The sequence below is a fragment of the Mycobacterium sp. PTI7 genome (genome assembly GCF_056679845.1).
The window spans coordinates 3,297,741-3,314,908 of sequence record NZ_CM155252.1 but is presented as its reverse complement, the minus strand read 5'-3'; the positions used below and the strand labels follow the sequence as shown (position 1 = coordinate 3,314,908).

The 17,168-nt window shown below is 70.4% G+C and carries 19 protein-coding genes; 14 read left to right on the top strand and 5 right to left on the bottom strand.

The genetic code is table 11. From position 1 onward, the window contains the following. Positions 1–7 precede the first annotated feature (7 nt). From AC1MEY_RS15880 to AC1MEY_RS15870, 3 genes are all read left to right on the top strand, one after another. Complete coding sequence (locus AC1MEY_RS15880) at positions 8–778, top strand: RDD family protein (RefSeq protein WP_480226454.1); 771 nt, start codon at positions 8–10, stop codon at positions 776–778. Positions 779–868: 90 nt separating this feature from the next. Beyond that, entirely contained in the window at positions 869–1,456 is a 588-nt protein-coding gene (locus AC1MEY_RS15875) for an RDD family protein (protein WP_480226453.1), read from the top strand. Further along, complete coding sequence (locus AC1MEY_RS15870) at positions 1,453–2,631, top strand: cystathionine gamma-synthase (RefSeq protein WP_480226452.1); 1,179 nt, start codon at positions 1,453–1,455, stop codon at positions 2,629–2,631. Before AC1MEY_RS15875 ends, AC1MEY_RS15870 begins: the two co-directional genes overlap by 4 nt. On the opposite strand, the gene AC1MEY_RS15865 is transcribed toward AC1MEY_RS15870, so the two are convergent. The 3 genes from AC1MEY_RS15865 to AC1MEY_RS15855 form a co-directional block, all read right to left on the bottom strand. Further along, entirely contained in the window at positions 2,617–3,267 is a 651-nt protein-coding gene (locus tag AC1MEY_RS15865; RefSeq protein WP_480226451.1) for a GOLPH3/VPS74 family protein, read from the bottom strand. The two genes, AC1MEY_RS15870 and AC1MEY_RS15865, sit on opposite strands and share 15 nt — an antisense overlap. A 44-nt stretch (positions 3,268–3,311) precedes the next feature. After that, positions 3,312–3,806: a transcription elongation factor GreA gene (gene greA / locus AC1MEY_RS15860; RefSeq protein WP_480226450.1), complete on the bottom strand. Its 495-nt coding sequence runs from the start codon at positions 3,804–3,806 to the stop codon at positions 3,312–3,314. 309 nt (positions 3,807–4,115) lie between these two features. Further along, complete coding sequence (locus tag AC1MEY_RS15855; protein ID WP_480226449.1) at positions 4,116–4,538, bottom strand: DUF4307 domain-containing protein; 423 nt, start codon at positions 4,536–4,538, stop codon at positions 4,116–4,118. Between the two features lie 128 nt (positions 4,539–4,666). On the opposite strand from AC1MEY_RS15855, the gene mca reads away from it, so the two are divergent. The 4 genes from mca to AC1MEY_RS15835 are packed head-to-tail and all read left to right on the top strand — an operon-like array spanning position 4,667 to position 8,213. After that, positions 4,667–5,533 carry a mycothiol conjugate amidase Mca gene (gene mca / locus AC1MEY_RS15850; protein WP_480226448.1) on the top strand — a complete coding sequence of 289 codons (867 nt, stop codon included), beginning with the start codon at positions 4,667–4,669 and terminating at the stop codon, positions 5,531–5,533. After that, positions 5,530–5,844, top strand: coding sequence for a hypothetical protein (locus AC1MEY_RS15845; RefSeq protein WP_480226447.1), 315 nt, complete (start codon positions 5,530–5,532; stop codon positions 5,842–5,844). Before mca ends, AC1MEY_RS15845 begins: the two co-directional genes overlap by 4 nt. Next, positions 5,828–7,828: a thioredoxin domain-containing protein gene (locus AC1MEY_RS15840; protein WP_480226446.1), complete on the top strand. Its 2,001-nt coding sequence runs from the start codon at positions 5,828–5,830 to the stop codon at positions 7,826–7,828. The genes AC1MEY_RS15845 and AC1MEY_RS15840 overlap by 17 nt, the downstream gene beginning before the upstream one ends. 10 nt (positions 7,829–7,838) lie before the next feature. Next, positions 7,839–8,213 carry a nuclear transport factor 2 family protein gene (locus AC1MEY_RS15835; RefSeq protein ID WP_480226445.1) on the top strand — a complete coding sequence of 125 codons (375 nt, stop codon included), beginning with the start codon at positions 7,839–7,841 and terminating at the stop codon, positions 8,211–8,213. Between the two features lie 7 nt (positions 8,214–8,220). Here the strand turns inward: AC1MEY_RS15835 and trhA are convergent, their stop codons facing one another. Next, a complete protein-coding gene (gene trhA / locus AC1MEY_RS15830) occupies positions 8,221–8,958 on the bottom strand; it encodes a PAQR family membrane homeostasis protein TrhA (protein WP_480231513.1) in 738 nt (245 codons plus the stop codon). A 77-nt stretch (positions 8,959–9,035) separates the two neighbouring features. On the opposite strand from trhA, the gene AC1MEY_RS15825 reads away from it, so the two are divergent. The 4 genes from AC1MEY_RS15825 to AC1MEY_RS15810 all read left to right on the top strand — a co-directional run bounded on the left by AC1MEY_RS15825 (position 9,036) and on the right by AC1MEY_RS15810 (position 12,293). Beyond that, complete coding sequence (locus tag AC1MEY_RS15825) at positions 9,036–9,827, top strand: (2Z,6E)-farnesyl diphosphate synthase (protein WP_480226444.1); 792 nt, start codon at positions 9,036–9,038, stop codon at positions 9,825–9,827. A 45-nt stretch (positions 9,828–9,872) separates the two neighbouring features. After that, positions 9,873–11,231, top strand: a complete 1,359-nt coding sequence (locus tag AC1MEY_RS15820; RefSeq protein ID WP_480226443.1) for a hypothetical protein — start codon at positions 9,873–9,875, stop codon at positions 11,229–11,231. Between the two features lie 126 nt (positions 11,232–11,357). Then, positions 11,358–11,786 (top strand): hypothetical protein, encoded by a 429-nt coding sequence (locus AC1MEY_RS15815; RefSeq protein ID WP_480226442.1) that lies wholly within the window; start codon positions 11,358–11,360, stop codon positions 11,784–11,786. Positions 11,787–11,885: 99 nt separating this feature from the next. Beyond that, positions 11,886–12,293, top strand: a complete 408-nt coding sequence (locus AC1MEY_RS15810; protein WP_480226441.1) for a hypothetical protein — start codon at positions 11,886–11,888, stop codon at positions 12,291–12,293. A 227-nt stretch (positions 12,294–12,520) separates the two neighbouring features. Here the strand turns inward: AC1MEY_RS15810 and coaA are convergent, their stop codons facing one another. Then, complete coding sequence (coaA, locus tag AC1MEY_RS15805; protein WP_480226440.1) at positions 12,521–13,459, bottom strand: type I pantothenate kinase; 939 nt, start codon at positions 13,457–13,459, stop codon at positions 12,521–12,523. 61 nt (positions 13,460–13,520) lie between these two features. On the opposite strand from coaA, the gene AC1MEY_RS15800 reads away from it, so the two are divergent. The 3 genes from AC1MEY_RS15800 (at position 13,521) to AC1MEY_RS15790 (ending at position 17,145) form a co-directional block, all read left to right on the top strand. Further along, entirely contained in the window at positions 13,521–14,723 is a 1,203-nt protein-coding gene (locus AC1MEY_RS15800) for a DUF885 domain-containing protein (RefSeq protein ID WP_480226439.1), read from the top strand. Between the two features lie 33 nt (positions 14,724–14,756). Beyond that, positions 14,757–16,232: a glycine hydroxymethyltransferase gene (locus AC1MEY_RS15795; RefSeq protein WP_480226438.1), complete on the top strand. Its 1,476-nt coding sequence runs from the start codon at positions 14,757–14,759 to the stop codon at positions 16,230–16,232. 85 nt (positions 16,233–16,317) lie between these two features. After that, a complete protein-coding gene (locus AC1MEY_RS15790; RefSeq protein WP_480226437.1) occupies positions 16,318–17,145 on the top strand; it encodes an acyl-ACP desaturase in 828 nt (275 codons plus the stop codon). Positions 17,146–17,168: the final 23 nt, after the last annotated feature.

Genomic DNA, 17,168 nt, shown 5'->3' with positions numbered 1-17,168 from the left:
ACGTGACATGACCCAACCCCCGCCGCCCGGCAACTACCCACCGCCTCCGCAGGACGGCGGCTTCGAGCCTCCGCAGGGCGGCTTCGAGCCGCCGCAGGGTTACCAGCCCCCGCAGGGTGGCGGGTACCAGCAGCCGCAGGGTTACCCGCCGCAGGGGGGCGGCTACCAGGCCCCGCCGCCCGGCAGCTATCCGCCTCCGCCGCAGGGTAACTACCCGCCGCCGCCTCCTCCCGGTGGGGGCGGTTACCCACCTCCTCCGTCGGGTGCAGGCGGGTTCCCGCCGCCGCCCGGGGCGCCGTCGCCCGCGCTGCCGAAGGAGTCGTACACGCCGTGGTTCACGCGCGTGCTGGCCTTCCTGATCGACGCCCTGCCCTCGGCGCTCCTGGTGGGGATCGGGCAGGGCATCGCGATCGCGACCGGTGACAACGACTGCGTCACCGGTTCGACGGGCTACGACATCTACTGCTCGTCGAGTTACTCGGGCGTCGGCATCCTGGCGGTCGGCGTCACCTACATCGCCGCGCTCGCCTACGTCGTCTGGAACTACGGCTACCGGCAGGGCACGACGGGGTCGAGCATCGGCAAGTCGGTGATGAAGTTCAAGGTCGTCAGCGAGAAGACCTGGCAGCCCATCGGTTTCGGGCCGTCGATCATCCGCCAGATCGCGCACGTCGTCGACACGATCATCTGCTACATCGGCTATCTGTTCCCGCTGTGGGACGCCAAGCGGCAGACGTTGGCCGACAAGATCATGACCACGGTCTGCGTGCCCCTGTAGCAATCTCCGACGTCGGCCCCGCGGTGGACCACCGCGGGGCCGACGCGGTGCATTTGACTTGGACGAGGCCGCCGGGATTCGATACGCCCGATGGTCGACCAGCCGCAGCAACCTCCGCACGGCGGCAATCCGCCCCACGTGACCCACGCGCCGTGGTGGCGACGGGCCGTCGCGCTGGCCATCGACCTGCTGCCCGTCCTCGTCCTGCTCGCGCTCAGCTTGGCCGTCATGTGGTTCACCAGGATTCGAGCGTGCGACACCGACGTGTCGGCGCTCGACCTGGCGGTGCAGTGCGGCACCGGCATCAGCACCATCGGGGAGACGACGCTACGTGCGGCGTGGCTCATCTCGGTCGCCTACGGCGTCTGGAACCTCGGCTGGCGGCAGGGCCGCGGCGGCGCGAGCCTGGGCAAGTCCGTCACGGGCATCCGCGTGGTGAACGCCGGCACCGGCCGGCCGGTCGGCGTCGCGTGGTCGCTGGTGCGCACCGCGGGCCAGCTGCTCAACGTCGTCACCCTGGGCATCGGCTACCTGTGGGCGCTCGTCGACCGTCGACGGCAGACCTTCGCCGACAAGCTCGTCGGCTCCGTGTGCGTCCGCGACCCGGCGCCTTCGGATCACGCCGCTCAGAGTGCTGGACACGACCGAGATGGACACGGCTACGCTGAATTACCATGAGCGAGCGGCGCAGCGCAGCGGATCACTACCGGGCCTACGGGCCGGCCACCAAGGCCATCCACGCCGGCTACCGGCCTGACCCGGCGACGGGCGCGGTCAACCCGCCCATCTACGCGACCTCGACGTTCGCCCAGGACGGCGTCGGTGGTCTGCGCAGCGGCTTCGAGTACGCCCGCACCGGCAACCCGACCCGCGAGGCACTCGAGACCTTCCTCGCCGCGGTCGAGGGTGGCGACTACGCGCGGGCGTTCGCCTCGGGCATGGCAGCCACCGACTGCGCCCTGCGGTCGATCCTGCGGCCCGGCGACCACGTGGTGATCCCCGACGACGCGTACGGCGGCACGTTCCGCCTCATCGACAAGGTCTTCACGCAGTGGGGCATCGAGCACACGCCTGCGGCACTGTCCAACCTCGACGACGTGAAGTCGGCCATCACGCCCAAGACCAAGCTCATCTGGGTGGAGACGCCCACCAACCCGCTGCTGTCGATCGCCGACATCTCGGGGATCGCGCAGCTGGCGTCGACGTCGGGGGTGAAGGTGTTGGTGGACAACACGTTCGCCTCACCTGCGCTGCAGCAGCCGCTGGCCCTCGGTGCCGACATCGTGCTGCACTCGACCACCAAGTACATCGGCGGACACTCCGACGTCGTCGGCGGTGCGCTGGTGACCAACGACGAAGAACTGGACACCGCCTTCGCGTTCCTGCAGAACGGTGCGGGCGCGGTGCCCGGGCCGTTCGACGCCTACCTGACGATCCGCGGGCTGAAGACGCTGTCGCTGCGGATGGAGCGGCACAGCTCGAACGCCGCCCGGGTGGCCGAGTTCCTCGCCGAGCACCCGGCCGTCGACTCCGTGCTGTACCCGGGGCTGCCCAGCCATCCGAACCACGAGGTCGCGGCGCGTCAGATGACCGCCTTCGGCGGCATGGTGTCGGTGCGGCTGGCCGGCGGCCGCGACGCCGCACACCAGCTGTGCGCGCGCACCGAGATCTTCATCCTGGCGGAGTCGCTGGGCGGGGTGGAGTCGCTCATCGAGCATCCTGGCGCCATGACCCACGCCTCGACCGCCGGCTCCCAGCTGGAGGTGCCGGACGACCTCGTCCGGCTGTCCGTCGGCATCGAGGACATCGGTGACCTGATCGGCGACCTCGACGCGGCGCTACAGCAGCGCTGACCGCACCACCGAGGCCGTCACCGCGAGGTTGACCTCCGCGAGCGAGGTGGGTGACTCGTCCACCCAGCTGCCGCTGGAGATCTCACTGGCCCGGGTGTGCACCCACCGCCAACCCCGGTCGTTGAGGCTCAGCAGCGCGCCGAGTCCGTCGGCTGCGTGCAGCAGGGTGACGATGGCCGCGGTCGACGGCGTGGGTGGGGTGCCGTCGAACAGCGCCGACAGCAGGGCGGTGCGGGCCGGACCCACCCTCTGACGACTTCGGAACGGCCAGGCGCTCTGGTTGCCGGACACCTGGACGCGCCGGATCTCGCCGAGCCCCTCCAGCCGGGTGGAGAGGTGGTCCTGCGCACCCTTCGACAGTTTCGACACCGCGACCCGCGGGCGCAGGGCCTTGCGGCTCAGCAGGTCGAAGGCGGGGAGCAGGGTGTGGTCGAGCGGATCGTTTCCCGACAGGGCCACCAGTCGTCCGGACTGCACCGGGTCACCCGGTCCGGAGGGCCGGATGCGGCACGCGTGGGCCAGGTCGAGCAGCAGTGCGCCGGCGAGGACGCGCCGCCGACGCTCGGGGCCCAGCGCGGGCTGGGCCGCGGCGTTGTCGAGCAGCAGCAGGTAGAGGTCCTCGGCGATCCGCGCCACACGAGGGACCGTAGATCAGCGGACCGCGCGCGGTCCAACCACGCCTACGAGTGGTAGGGCTCCGCCTCGACCAGCGTGACCGACACGGTCTTGCCGTTCGGGACGGTGTACTCGCGGGTGTCGCCGACCTTGGCGTCGATCAGGGCGCCACCGAGCGGCGAGTTGGGGGAGTAGACCTCGAGCTTGCCGTCGCTGACGCCCTCCTGGCGGGTGGCGATCAGGAAGGTCTCGGTGTCGGACTCGTCGCCGTCGTAGTAGACCTTGACGACCGAACCGGGCAGCGCGACGCCGGACTGCTTGGGAGCCTCGCCGACCTTGGCGTTGTTGAGCAGTTCCTGCAGCTGACGGATGCGGGCCTCCTGCTGGCCCTGCTCGTCGCGTGCGGCGTGGTAGCCGCCGTTCTCGCGGAGGTCCCCCTCTTCGCGGCGGTCGTTGATCTCGGCGGCGATGACGGGCCGGTTGGCGATCAGCTCGTCGAGTTCGGTCTTGAGTCGGTCGTGGGACTCCTGCGTCAGCCAGGTCACCTGAGTGTCGGTCATGGCGTCGCGCTCCTGTCGTCGGTACTGCGTACGTGTCGCACGTGGGGCTGTGCTCGAGTTCTCGGAGGTGCTGCACATCGTGTGGCCGGAACCGCAGGCGCTTCCCCTTGAACGGCGCGATCAACGGTCCACCGCGCGGGGCGATCAACCACCCGCCTCGCGCAAATGCAGCAATACACGGCTCCCAGGAGGAACCGTGTATGGGCCAATACTACCACCGTGACGTCGAACGATTGTCACGGTTTCGCCGCCCGACGTTCGTCCGGTCGTCGCCGCCGGAGGGTCCGGGCGGCGTCACGGGACCTGCCGCTACGGCGCCACCAGGTATCCCGGCACGTCCATCCCGCAGCCGTAGACGTCACCCACGGCGGGGGGTTTCGAGGTCTTCACGATGGTGTCGACCTGCACCGTGGCCTGCGACGACGGCGGGACCAGCAGTTCGCGCCTGCCGGTCTCGCTGCCGTCGACGGAGCGGGCCCGCACGATGCACACCACCGGTCGGGACGGGTCGTCGCGGGTGACGCCGACGGTGACCTCCACGGTGTGGGCGTCGACCACGCGGTACCCGCTCAGCTCGCCCTTCACCTCGCTGGTGCCCAGGCGCTGATAGCCGACGTAGGCGATCACGACGCCCAGCGCGATGATGACGAGGGTCAGGCCGATCACGATGCCGCGCCGGGTCCGTCGGGACATCGACTGGCGCCCGTAACGGGCGGCGGGACGCTCGATCATGGAAGGTTGGGATCCGCCTCAAGGGGTCTGATTTCGGGTGCACCGGCTAGGACTGGAACTATAGAGCCAACGGAATTGTTGGAATCGATCGACGAGCCCCGACGACTGAAGCGAGCAGGTAGACACGAGTGAGCGAACTGCGGTTGATGGCGGTCCACGCCCACCCGGACGACGAGTCCAGCAAGGGCGCCGCGAGCATGGCGCGCTACGCCGACGAAGGCGCGCGCGTGATGGTCGTGTCGCTCACCGGTGGTGAACGCGGCGACATCCTCAATCCGGCCATGGACCTCCCCGAGGTGCACGGCCGGATCCACGAGATCAGGCGCGACGAGATGGCACGCGCCGCGGAGATCCTCGGCGTCGAACACGCATGGCTGGGGTTCGAGGACTCCGGGCTGCCCGAGGGCGACCCGCTGCCACCGCTGCCGGAGGGATGCTTCGCGCTGGTGCCGCTCGAGGTGTCCACCGAGGCGCTGGTGAAGTTGATCCGCGAGTTCAAGCCGCACGTCGTGACGACGTACGACGAGACCGGCGGATACCCGCACCCCGACCACATCCGGTGCCACGAGGTATCGGTGGCGGCCTACGAGGCGGCCGGCGACTACCGGCTGTTCCCCGACGCCGGCGAGCAGTGGAACGTCTCGAAGCTCTACTACAACCACGGCTTCCTGCGGCAGCGCATGCAGGTGCTGCAGGACGAGTTCACCCGGCACGGCCAGGAGGGTCCGTTCGGCAAGTGGCTCGAGAGCTGGGACGCGAATGACGACCTGATGTCGAAGCGGGTCACCACCCGCATCGAATGCTCGAAGTACTTCGAGCTGCGTGATCAGGCGCTGCTGGCCCACGCCACCCAGATCGACCCGAAGAGCTTCTTCTTCACCACCCCGATGGAGTGGCAGCAGCGGCTGTGGCCCACCGAGGAGTACGAACTGGCCCGCTCGCGGGTCCCGGTGAACCTGCCCGAGGACGACCTGTTCGCCGGGATCGAGCCGTGACCGACTCCCTGCTGCTGATCGTCGGCCTCCTCGCCGACGACGCCCCGCGTGAGACCGGCCCGGACTTCGGCAAGGCGAGCCCGTTTGGTCTCGTCGTCGTCGTGATCCTGCTGATCGGCACGTTCCTGCTCGTCTACTCGATGAACAAGCACCTCAAGCGACTCCCCGAGTCATTCGACCCCGAACATCCCGAACCCGACCAGGCCGTCGACGACGGCACCGTCGACGACGGCACCGTCGACGACGGCACCGTCGACGACGGCACCGTAGACACGCCGGACGCGGGCACCCCGCGTGAGTCGGGCGGCTAACCAGCTCGGGGCCGCGACCAGCCCCTACCTCCGCCAGCACGCCGACAACCCGGTGCACTGGGTGGAGTGGTCCGCCGACGCACTGGCCGAGGCGGCCGCCCGCGACGTCCCGATCCTGCTGTCCATCGGCTACGCCGCATGCCACTGGTGTCACGTGATGGCGCACGAGTCGTTCGCCGACGAACAGGTGGCGGCGGCGATGAACGCCGGATTCGTCTGCATCAAGGTCGACCGCGAGGAACGCCCGGACCTCGACGCGGTCTACATGAACGCGACCGTCGCGCTGACCGGCCGCGGCGGGTGGCCCATGACGTGCTTCCTGACACCCGACGGCCGGCCGTTCTTCTGCGGCACCTACTACCCGCGGGACGGGTTCCTGCAGCTGCTCGAGGCCGTCGACGACACGTGGCGCACCCGCCGGGGCGAGGTCGAGGAGGCATCCGACGAGATCGCCGGCGAGCTGCGGTCGATGGCGGCGGCACTGCCCGGCGGCGGTGCGGCGCCCGACGCCGACCTATGCGACCGTGCGGTGGCCGGCGTGCTCGCCGACGAGGACACCGTCCGCGGTGGATTCGGCTCGGCGCCGAAGTTTCCGCCGTCGGCGCTGCTCGAGGCACTGCTGCGGCATCACGAACGCACCGGTGCCCCGGCGCCGATGGCCACCGTCGACCACGCGTGCGTGGCGATGGCGCGCGGTGGCATCCACGACCAGCTGGCCGGTGGGTTCGCCCGCTACAGCGTCGATGCGTCGTGGGTGGTGCCGCACTTCGAGAAGATGCTGTACGACAACGCCCTCCTGCTGCGGGTCTACGCCCACTGGGCGCGCCGGGCCCGGGAACCGTTGGCGCGCAGGACGACTCGGGACACCGCCGACTTCCTGATCCGCGACCTGGGTGCGGACGGCATGTTCGCGTCGTCGCTGGACGCCGACACCGACGGCGCCGAGGGCCTGACGTATGCCTGGACGCCGGCGCAGCTGCGCGACGTCCTCGGCGACGACGACGGACGGTGGGCCGCCGACGTCTTCGCCGTCACCGGAACCGGCACGTTCGAGCACGGCACGTCGGTCCTCCAGTTGCCGTCCGACCCGGACGACGCGGAGCGGTTCGGTCGGGTGCGCGCCCGGCTGGCCGAGGCCCGTGCCCGGCGCCCGCAGCCCGGTCGCGACGACAAGGTGGTCACCGGCTGGAACGGGTTCGCCATCACCGCGCTGGCCGAGGCGTCCGTGGCGCTGGGCGACCGCGACCTGCTCGACGCCGCACTGACCTGCGCGCGCGCCGTCGTCGACCTGCACGTCGTGGACGGCCGGCTCCGCCGCGCGAGCCTCGGGGGCCGGGTGGGCGACAGCGCCGCGATCCTCGAGGACCACGCGGCGCTCGCAACCGCGCTGCTGACCCTGCACCAGCTCACCGCCGACGCCCACTGGCTCACCGTGGCGACCGACCTGCTCGACGTGGCCGTCGCGCACTTCGCCGACCCCGACGTCGAGGGGCGCTGGTTCGACACCGCCGACGACGCGGAGACGCTGATGGTGCGACCGGCCGACCCGGTCGACGGCGCCACGCCGTCCGGCGCGGCGTTGGTCACCGAGGCGCTGCAACTGGCGGCGCACCTGGTGCCGGGCCCCCGCGCCGACCGCTACGCCGCCCTCGCGGCGGCCTCGCTCGCCGCATCCGTGCCGCTGCTGGAGAAGATGCCGCGCTCGGCCGGACACTGGCTCGCCGTGGCGGAGGCCGCGGTGCGTGGACCCATCCAGATCGCCGTCGCGTGCGACCCCGCCGACTCCGAGCTGCTGGCCGCGGCACGGCTGATCGCGCCCGGCGGTGCCGTGGTCGTCGGCGGTGCCGTGGACACGGGCGAACTGCTGATCGGCCGCGACCGGGTGGGCGGTCGCGACGCCGCCTACGTGTGCCGCGGGCGGACCTGCGACCTGCCCGTCACCACGCCGCGGGATCTCGCCGCGGCGCTCGGCGTCCCCGTGTAGCGTGCCGCTCATGCCGAGCGCCGAGCAGATCACGCAGACCGTGCACCGCTACCTCGCGGCCGTCGAGAAGGGCGCGACCGACGAGATCGCCGACCTCTACGCCAGCGACGCGACCGTCGAGGATCCCGTCGGCGGCGAGGTCCACATCGGCCGGCAGGCCATCCACGGTTTCTACGCCAACATCGGTGGCGCGCAATGCGAGAGCGAGCTGGTCACACTGCGCGCGCTCGGCCACGAGGCGGCCTTCTTCTGGCGGTTGACGGTGAAGTTCGGCGAGGACGGTGGCATGCGCATCGAGATCATCAGCGTGATGACCTTCGACGACGAGGCGAAGATCGCGTCGATGAAGGCGTACTGGTCCCAGGACGACGTCACGCAGCTCTAGCGGTCGGTCAGAAGACGGCGAACCACATCGCGATGTAGTGGCAGATGGCCGCGACGGCGGTGCACGCGTGGAAGAACTCGTGGTGGCCGAACGTCGTCGGCCACGGGTTGGGCCACTTGAGGCCGTAGAGGACGCCGCCGATGCTGTACAGCGCGCCGCCCACGATGAGCAGCACCACGGCCGCGACACCCGCGCCGTCCATGATCGGCCCAATGAACCACGCCGCGACCCAACCGAGCAGCAGGTAGAGCGGGACGCCGACCCAGGCGGGCGCCGACGGCCACAGCATCTTCAGCGCCACGCCCGCGAGTGCGCCGCCCCACACGATCCAGAACAGCACCATGCCCTTCTGGGACGGCAGCGCCAAGAGGGCGAACGGGGTGTAGCTGCCCGCGATGAACACGAAGATCATCGAGTGGTCGGCGCGCTTCATCCACTTGCGCGCCGTCGGCGACGTCCACGTCACCCGGTGGTAGGTGCCGCTGACGGTGAACATCGCGACGATGGTCAGCGTGTAGATGAGCGTCGCGAGGCCGGCCCGCGTCGACTCCAGTGACCACGACACCGACACCAGCGCAGCACCCGCGATGGTCGCGACGATCGCGGAGTAGACGTGGATCCAGCCGCGGGCGCGAGGCCGTCCGATGAACTGCGCCACACCGTCCGCGACCGCGCCGGGCAGGTCCTCGGAGTACACGTGCGGGGGCGGCTGCTGTGCTTCGTCCGCGCCGACGGAGACGTCGATCCTGCTCACCACTTGCCTCCAAGTCGCCTCGTCCAACAGGCTTGGGCTTACCCCTGTCCACAGTAGTCTGGTTACTCGTGGAGATCATTCCCGCGCGACTCAAGGAGCCGGCCTACCGGATCTACGAGTTGCGGCTGCGTCAGGAGTTGGCGCGCGCCAAAGACGATCTGCCGCGGCACATCGCGGTTCTGTGCGACGGGAACCGACGCTGGGCACGTGACGCGGGACACGACGACGTCACCTACGGCTACCGCATGGGTGCCGCCAAGATCGCCGAGATGCTGCGCTGGTGCCAGGAGACGGGCGTCGAGATGGCGACCGTGTACCTGCTCTCCACCGAGAACCTGCAACGCGACCCCCGTGAACTCGCCGACCTGATCGACATCATCACCGACGTCGTCGAGGAGATCTGCGCTCCGGTCAACCGGTGGAGCGTCCGCACAGTCGGGGACCTCGAGTTGCTCGGCGAGGAGCCCGCACGGCGCCTACGCGACGCCGTCGACTCGACCACGGCAGCGGCGGGCAAGTTCCACGTGAACGTCGCCGTCGGCTACGGCGGACGGCAGGAGATCGTCGACGCCGTCCGCGCGCTGCTCGGCAAGGAACTCGCCAACGGCGTCACCGGAGAGGGTTTGATCGACACCGTCACCGTCGACGCCATCTCGCAGAACCTCTACACCTCGGGCCAACCCGATCCCGACCTGGTGATCCGGACGTCGGGGGAGCAGCGGCTGTCGGGCTTTCTGCTGTGGCAGAGCGCGTACTCCGAGATGTGGTTCACCGACGCGCACTGGCCGGCGTTCCGGCGCGTCGACTTCCTGCGCGCGCTGCGCGACTTCACCCTGCGACACCGCCGCTACGGTCGCTGAGCGGCTTCGCCGCGGTGGCCGCTGGACCCGTGCGAAACTAGGGTCGTGGCTGCGCTGTCCGCAGTGGTCTTCGCCCTGAGCTGGTGGCTCGGGTTGTACCTGCTGGCGCGCAATCCCCGCAAGCCCGTGCTGGTCCTGGCCGCGATCGGGCTGACCAGCTTCGCCATCGTGGTCGCCCTCGACGCGGTGCGGCTCACCACGACCACGCACGCCGACCTGCTGGGCCGGGTCGAGAGCTTCCTCGTCGTGCTGCCCGGCGTCGCGTGGTTCGCCGTCCTGCTGGAACTGACGCGGCCGGGCGACGCGTGGCGCGGCCGGGTGGGCGAGCTGCTCGCCGTCGCCGCGGTCGCGGGTCTCGCGCTGTGCGGCGCCGTGCTCGCCGGCGGCGTCGGCGGGCCGCTGCGGTTCGGGCACTGGATGACGTTCGCCGTCATCTCCCTGGCCACCCTGGGCGCGATGGTGCGCGCGGTGACGGGGGCGACGCGGCCACGCTCCATGACGGGCGTCGTGGTGGTGGCGACGCTGTTCTTCGCGCTGGGCAACGCGATCCTGGTGATCCCCCTCGGGCTGGTGCCCAGCGGATTGGCGTTGGCGTCCACCGGAATCGACGTCCTGCTGCTCGGTATCGCGGTCGCCGCGTGGGACGCCTTCGACGAGGGGCAGCCGCTCCGCGCCGACATGCGGCGCTCGTTCGTGGGCACCGCGGTGGTCGCGACGATCTTCGGCGGCCAGGCACTGATCGGCATGGCCGCCGTCGGTCCGCACGTCGCGATGGCGGTGCTGCTGTTCACCAGCCTGGCCGTCGCGATCGCGATCAACGTGCTCGCCGACCCGCTGGCCGGACTGCTGGACCGGGTCGCCTTCTCCGGGTCACCGGAGCTGCGGGCCGACCGCGACGCGCTGCGCCGCACCGAGGCCGCGCTGCCACGCAGGTCGGACGGGCCACTCGACGGCGTCGACGACGACACGTTCGTCCGGCTGACCCGCCGTGCGCTCGGGCACTACGGCGACCTGTCGAAGCTCGTCGCCAGCCCGCTCACCGCGCTACCCGCCATCGACGAGCGGCTGGCGCGGAGGGGCGCACCCGACCAGCCGCTGGAGCGGGCCAACGAACTGCGGGCGCTGCTGGCCGATCGCATCGCCGCGCTCAAGCCGCGCGACGGCGGCGACTTCGGCACCACCGAGCAGTGGCGCCACTACAACTCGCTGTACTTCCCGTACGTCGCCGGCGTCCGGGCCTACGCCCAGAACGCGACGGCCGCCGGCCTGGATCCGGTCGCGCGGCAGGCCTGGCAGTGGTTCGTCACCGAGGTGCCGCAGCGGTCGCTGCACAACTGGCAGAACGCCGCCGCCCGCGTGATCGCCGCGGACCTGCGCGGCGGGCGGGTCGCCACCGTCGGCTAGCCCTCCGACCTGCGGTTGGCAGTGCTTGGCAGCATCACGCCTCGATCTGGCAGTGACGTCCGAGCAGTGTCGGTGGTGTCGCTCGGACCGTCGAACGGCAGCCCCCTCAACGGCGAGGAGCCAGCCATGACCGCCATCATCCACCGCCCGCCACCGACGGGATCGCCACAGCGTCGCCGCTTCGGTGATTCCCTGCTGCGCACGTCGATGCGCGCCGACGCCACCCTGTGCGCAGGCGCCGGCCTTCTCGTCGCGTTCGCCGCGGATCCGCTGTCCCGACTGTCGGGTCTGTCCGCGTCGTCGGAGTGGGTGGGCGGCGCGGCGCTCGTCGGCTACGGCGCCGCCTTGTACGCGCTCGCCGCGGTGCCGTGGATCCGCGCCGTCGGCCTCGGCGTCCTCGTGGTCAACGTGGTATTCGCCGCCGCCGCCCTCGGCCTGCTGGCCGCGGGCGTCCTGCCGCTGACCCCGGCCGGTGTGGCGATGGTCCTGGCGACCGTCGCGGCGACCCTCGGCTTCGCCTACCTGCAATACCTCGGAGTGCGCCGTCTGGCGTGACTCCCTGCCCGCCGGTGCGGGGCCCGTCTCGGCTCGAGAGGTTGGGTCCGACGGACCCCGCGCCGGTCTCCACCCATCCCCACCACGAAAGGACCATCCATGACCGCCACCGCCGTATCCACCTCCGCCACCACCAACGATTCGTTCCTCCGCCTCGCCATGCGCGCCGATGCCGTCATCAGCGGGCTGACGGGCGTCGGCCTCGTGCTGTTCGCGCCGCGGGTCGCCGAGATGTCGGGCACGACGCCCGCCGTCGAGTACGCGACCGGCGCCTTCTTCATCGTCTTCGGCCTCGCGGTGCTCGCCATGGCGGCGCGCCCGAACGTCCGTACCTGGGGGCTGCTCCTGGCGGTGGGCAACGTCCTGTTCACCGTCGCCACGGTCGTCGTCGTGCTGGCGGACGTGTGGCCGTTGACGACGACCGGTGTCGCGCTGTTCCTCGGGACGGGCGTCTACACGCTGGTGATGGCCGACCTGCAGTACCTCGGCCTCCGCCGCCTGCGCTAGTCCCGTTCTCCCGCGAGCAGACGTGAACTCCCCTCGTTGAGCCGCAAACAGGGGAGTTTGCGACTGCTCGCGGGGCTCATGAGTGACCCCTTTACCCCGGCGAGCAGACGCAAACGTGACAGATCCGGCGGTGCGTCGCGCACATTTGCTGGAGCCACGAAGTGGACTGCTCGCGGGCTCAGTGGTGACCCCTTCACCTCGCGGGGAGGAGGGGAGGTGAGGGGACGTCAGAGCTTGCGCAGGCGCAGCCGGTTGATCGAGTGGTCGGAGTCCTTGCGCAGCACCAGCGTTGCCCGCGGGCGCGTCGGCAGGATGTTGTCGATCAGGTTCGGCAGGTTGATGGACCGCCAGATGTCGCGGGCGGCGAAGATCGCCTGCTGGTCGGTCAGCGTCGAGTAGTGGTGGAAGTGCGACTGCGGGTCGGCGAACGCCCCGGCGCGCATCGCCAGGAACCGCGACACGTACCAGCCCTCGATGTCCTCGATGCGGGCGTCGACGTAGACGGAGAAGTCGAACAGGTCCGACACCATCAGCGCCGGCCCGGTCTGCAGCACGTTGAGGCCCTCGAGGATGAGGATGTCTGGGTGCTTGGTGACGAGTTTCTCGCCGTGGACGATGTCGTAGATGAGGTGCGAGTAGACCGGCGCGCACACCTGGTCGGCGCCGGACTTGACGGCGGTGACGAACCGCATGAGCGCCCTGCGGTCGTAGCTCTCGGGAAAGCCCTTGCGGTGCATCAGGTTTCGACGGCTCAGCTCGGCGTTGGAGTAGAGGAAGCCGTCGGTGGTGACGAGGTCGACGCGGGGGTGGTGCTCCCAGCGGGCCAGCAGCGCCTGCAGCACGCGGGCGGTGGTCGACTTGCCGACGGCGACGCTGCCCGCGACGCCGATGATGAACGGCACCGGCCGGTCCGGGTTCTGGTGCGCCTCGCCGAGGAACTCCGCGGTCGAGGAGTACAGCCGCTGCCGCGCGGCGACCTGGAGGTGGATGAGACGCGCCAGTGGCAGGTACACCTCTTCGACCTCGAGCAGGTCGACCTGCTCGCCGAGTCCCCGGAGCCCCTGGAGTTCGCTCTCCGTCAGCTTCAGCGGCGTCGACATTCGAAGTGCGCGCCACTGGGTCCGGTCGAACTCGACGTATGGACTCGGCTCGCTCGTCCGCGCCATGCGCTGTCTCACTCCCCGTCGCTCCGCTCGCCCAGACAGTCTTGCACCTACGGTTGAGGGCATGGACGCCACCACCGTCATCCGCGACTACCTGACGCTCGGGCTGAGGTTCGACAGGATCGAGGAGGGCTACGTCGACTCGTTCACCGGCGACCCCGCCCTGCGCGCCGCCGTCGCCGACGAGCCCGCCCCGGAACCGGCTGCGCTGGCCCGCGACGCTCGCCGTCTGCTCGCCGAGATCCCGACCGTCGAGGGCCTCGAACCGGCCCGCGCCGACTACCTGTCGGCGCACGTCACGGCGCTGGAGTGCGCGGCACGGAAGTTCGCGGGGGAGGACGTCGGGTTCGTCGACGAGGTCCGCGCGTACTTCGACGTCGACATCGCCAAGGGCGACACCGACCGCTACCGGGAGGCCCACCGCGCACTCGACGAGGCGCTGGGCGGCAGCGGCCCGCTGGCCGAGCGGATGCAGGCCCACCGCACCGCCGAGGAGATACCGCCGGCCCGCCTCGAGGAGTGCATCCACGCCTTCTCCAGCGCGCTGCGCGACCGGGTGCGCGCCGAGTTCCCGCTGCCCGACGCCGAGACCATCACCTACGAGGTCGTCACCGACAAGCCGTGGTCGGGGTTCAACTACTACGAGGGCGACTACCGGTCGACCGTCGCCGTCAACGCCGACCTCAAGCAGCAGATGTCGAACCTGCCGCGGCTGGTCGCGCACGAGTCCTACCCCGGCCATCACACCGAGCACTGCCGCAAGGAGGCCGGGCTGGTCGAGCGCGGCGGGCAGGCCGAGCAGACGATCTTCCTGGTCAACACGCCGCAGTGCCTGATGGCCGAGGGGCTCGCCGATCTCGCGCTGCACGCGGCGATCGGGCCGGACTGGGGTGCGTGGGCGGCGGAGATCTACGCCGACCTGGGGCTGCGCTTCGACGGGGAACGCGCCGAGGCCATCTCGAGCGCCTCCGCGGCGCTGGCCGACGTGCGGCAGGACGCGGCGCTGATGCTGCACGACGAGCACCGCGACGTCGACGAGGTGGTCGCGTTCCTGCAGCGCTGGCTGCTCACCAGCGACGAGCGGGCCCGGCAGTCGATGCGGTTCCTGTCCTCTCCGCTGTGGCGCGCGTACACCAGCACCTACGTCGAGGGATACCGGCTGCTGCGCGGCTGGTTGGACGATCGCCCGGCCGACGTCACCCTGACGCAGCGCTTCGGCAGGCTGCTCGACGAGCCGTTGATCCCGTCGAGCCTGCGGGCGGGCTGACGGGTGCGGCCCGGACCGGTTTAGGCTGGTCCCATGAGCGCAGACTCCGTGACCGCACCGTCCGCAGGCCTCGGCGCCGAGTACGCCGTGACCGCGAGCGCGGCATACCGCTCGGCCCTCGAGGTCATCGAGCAGATCGAGCCGCGCATCGCGGACGCGACGCGCAAGGAGCTTGCGGATCAACGTGATTCGCTCAAGCTGATCGCCAGCGAGAACTACGCGTCGCCGGCGGTGCTGCTGACGATGGGCACGTGGTTCTCCGACAAGTACGCCGAGGGCACCGTCGGGCACCGGTTCTACGCCGCGTGCCAGAACGTCGACACCGTCGAGACGCTCGCCGCCGAGCACGCCCGCGAGCTGTTCGGGGCGCCCTACGCCTACGTGCAGCCGCACTCCGGCATCGACGCCAACCTGGTGGCGTTCTGGGCCATCCTCGCCACCCGCATCGAGGCCCCCGAACTCGCCGAGCTGGGCGCGAAGAACGTCAACGAGCTGTCGGAGGCGGACTGGGAGAAGCTGCGCGCCAAGCTCGGCAACCAGCGTCTGCTCGGCATGTCGCTCGACACGGGCGGCCACCTGACGCACGGCTTCCGGCCCAACATCTCGGGCAAGATGTTCTACCAGCGCAGCTACGGCACCGACCCGCAGAGCGGTCTGATCGACTACGACGCCGTCGCGGCCGCCGCCCGCGAGTTCAAGCCGCTGATCCTGGTGGCCGGCTACTCCGCGTACCCGCGCCGGGTGAACTTCGCCAAGATGCGGGAGATCGCCGACGAGGTGGGCGCCACCCTGATGGTCGACATGGCGCACTTCGCCGGTCTGGTCGCGGGCAAGGTGTTCACCGGCGACGAGGACCCGGTGCCGCACGCCCACGTCACGACCAGCACCACGCACAAGTCGCTGCGCGGCCCGCGCGGTGGTCTGGTGCTGGCCACCGAGGAGTACTCGGCCGCCGTGGACAAGGGCTGCCCGATGGTGCTCGGCGGCCCGCTCTCGCACGTGATGGCCGCCAAGGCCGTGGCGTTCGCCGAGGCCCGCCAGCCCGCGTTCCGGGACTACGCGCAGAACGTCGCCGACAACGCGAAGTCGCTCGCCGAGGGCTTCAACAAGCGCGGCGCCCGCCTGGTGACCGGCGGCACCGACAACCACATCGTGCTGCTCGACGTGCAGTCGTTCGGGCTCACCGGCCGGCAGGCCGAGTCGGCGCTGCTCGACGCGGGCATCGTGACCAACCGCAACTCGATCCCCAACGACCCGAACGGCGCCTGGTACTCCAGTGGCATCCGCTTCGGCACCCCGGCGCTGACGAGCCGCGGCTTCTCCGGCGATGACTTCGACCGCGTCGCCGAGCTGGTGGTCGAGGTGCTTCAGAACACCGAGGCGGCGTCCGGGCCGAACGGGCCGTCGAAGGCGAAGTACACGACCGCCGACGGCACCGCGCAGCGCGTGCACGCCGCGTCGAGCGAGATGCTGACCGCCAATCCGCTGTACCCGGGCCTCGAGCTGTAGACCGGTCGCGCGCTGGTCACGGCCTCGTCACGACACGGGGGCACCCGATTTCAAGAACGTGTGAACTCGGGTTACAGTTACTTTCATGGCCCTGAAACCCGTTCCCAATGCGCTGACCGCGGAGCTCGAACCCGTCGTCGCCGAGAACATGAAGCGCCACCTCGCCACCGAAGACCTGTGGTTCGGCCACGACTTCGTGCCGTGGGAGCAGGGCGAGAACTTCGCGTTCCTCGGTGGCCGGGATTGGGAGCCCTCGGACGTCACGCTGCCCAAGCCGGTCACCGACGCCCTCGAGATACTGCTCATCACGAAGGACAACCTCGCCGGCTATCACCGCGAACTCGTCGAGCACTTCATCCTCGACGAGCAGTGGGGCCGCTTCATCGGCCGCTGGACCGCCGAGGAGCACCTGCACGCGGTGACGCTGCGCAACTACCTCGTCGTGACCCGTGAGATCGATCCGTCGGCCAACGAGGACGTCCGCGTCCAGCACGTGATGAAGGGCTACCGGGCCAACACCTACAGCCAGATCGAGACGCTGGCCTTCATGGCCTTCTTCGAGCGCGAGCACGCCGTGTTCTGCCGCAACGTGCAGAACCTGATCACCGAGCCCGTCCTCAAGGACCTGATGGGCCGCATCGCCACGGACGAGGAGCGCCACGAGGAGTTCTTCTCCAACCTGGTGGCTCACCTCCTGACCACGCAGCGCGACGAGACGGTGGCCGCGATCGCGCGTCGGGCGGCCGAACTCGAGGTCGTCGGCGGCGACATCGACGCCTACGCGGACAAGCTCGCGACCGTCGCCGAGGCGGGCATCTTCGACGAGTCCGCACGCCGCGCCGCGGTGTCCGATCGCATCACCGCGTGGGGCCTCGCCGACGAGCCCGAACTTCGGCAGTTCGTAACGCAGTAGTCACGTTCGGATCACGGCGCGCC

Excerpts from the sequence above, each read along its gene's own strand:
- greA (WP_480226450.1), bottom strand. The coding sequence starts at position 3,806 with ATGACCGACACTCAGGTGACCTGGCTGACGCAGGAGTCCCACGACCGA.
- AC1MEY_RS15815 (WP_480226442.1), top strand. The coding sequence starts at position 11,358 with ATGACCGCCATCATCCACCGCCCGCCACCGACGGGATCGCCACAGCGT.
- AC1MEY_RS15870 (WP_480226452.1), top strand. The coding sequence starts at position 1,453 with ATGAGCGAGCGGCGCAGCGCAGCGGATCACTACCGGGCCTACGGGCCG.
- AC1MEY_RS15855 (WP_480226449.1), bottom strand. The coding sequence starts at position 4,538 with ATGATCGAGCGTCCCGCCGCCCGTTACGGGCGCCAGTCGATGTCCCGA.
- AC1MEY_RS15835 (WP_480226445.1), top strand. The coding sequence starts at position 7,839 with ATGCCGAGCGCCGAGCAGATCACGCAGACCGTGCACCGCTACCTCGCG.
- AC1MEY_RS15790 (WP_480226437.1), top strand. The coding sequence starts at position 16,318 with ATGGCCCTGAAACCCGTTCCCAATGCGCTGACCGCGGAGCTCGAACCC.
- AC1MEY_RS15800 (WP_480226439.1), top strand. The coding sequence starts at position 13,521 with ATGGACGCCACCACCGTCATCCGCGACTACCTGACGCTCGGGCTGAGG.
- AC1MEY_RS15810 (WP_480226441.1), top strand. The coding sequence starts at position 11,886 with ATGACCGCCACCGCCGTATCCACCTCCGCCACCACCAACGATTCGTTC.
- AC1MEY_RS15875 (WP_480226453.1), top strand. The coding sequence starts at position 869 with ATGGTCGACCAGCCGCAGCAACCTCCGCACGGCGGCAATCCGCCCCAC.
- coaA (WP_480226440.1), bottom strand. The coding sequence starts at position 13,459 with ATGGCGCGGACGAGCGAGCCGAGTCCATACGTCGAGTTCGACCGGACC.
- AC1MEY_RS15795 (WP_480226438.1), top strand. The coding sequence starts at position 14,757 with ATGAGCGCAGACTCCGTGACCGCACCGTCCGCAGGCCTCGGCGCCGAG.
- AC1MEY_RS15880 (WP_480226454.1), top strand. The coding sequence starts at position 8 with ATGACCCAACCCCCGCCGCCCGGCAACTACCCACCGCCTCCGCAGGAC.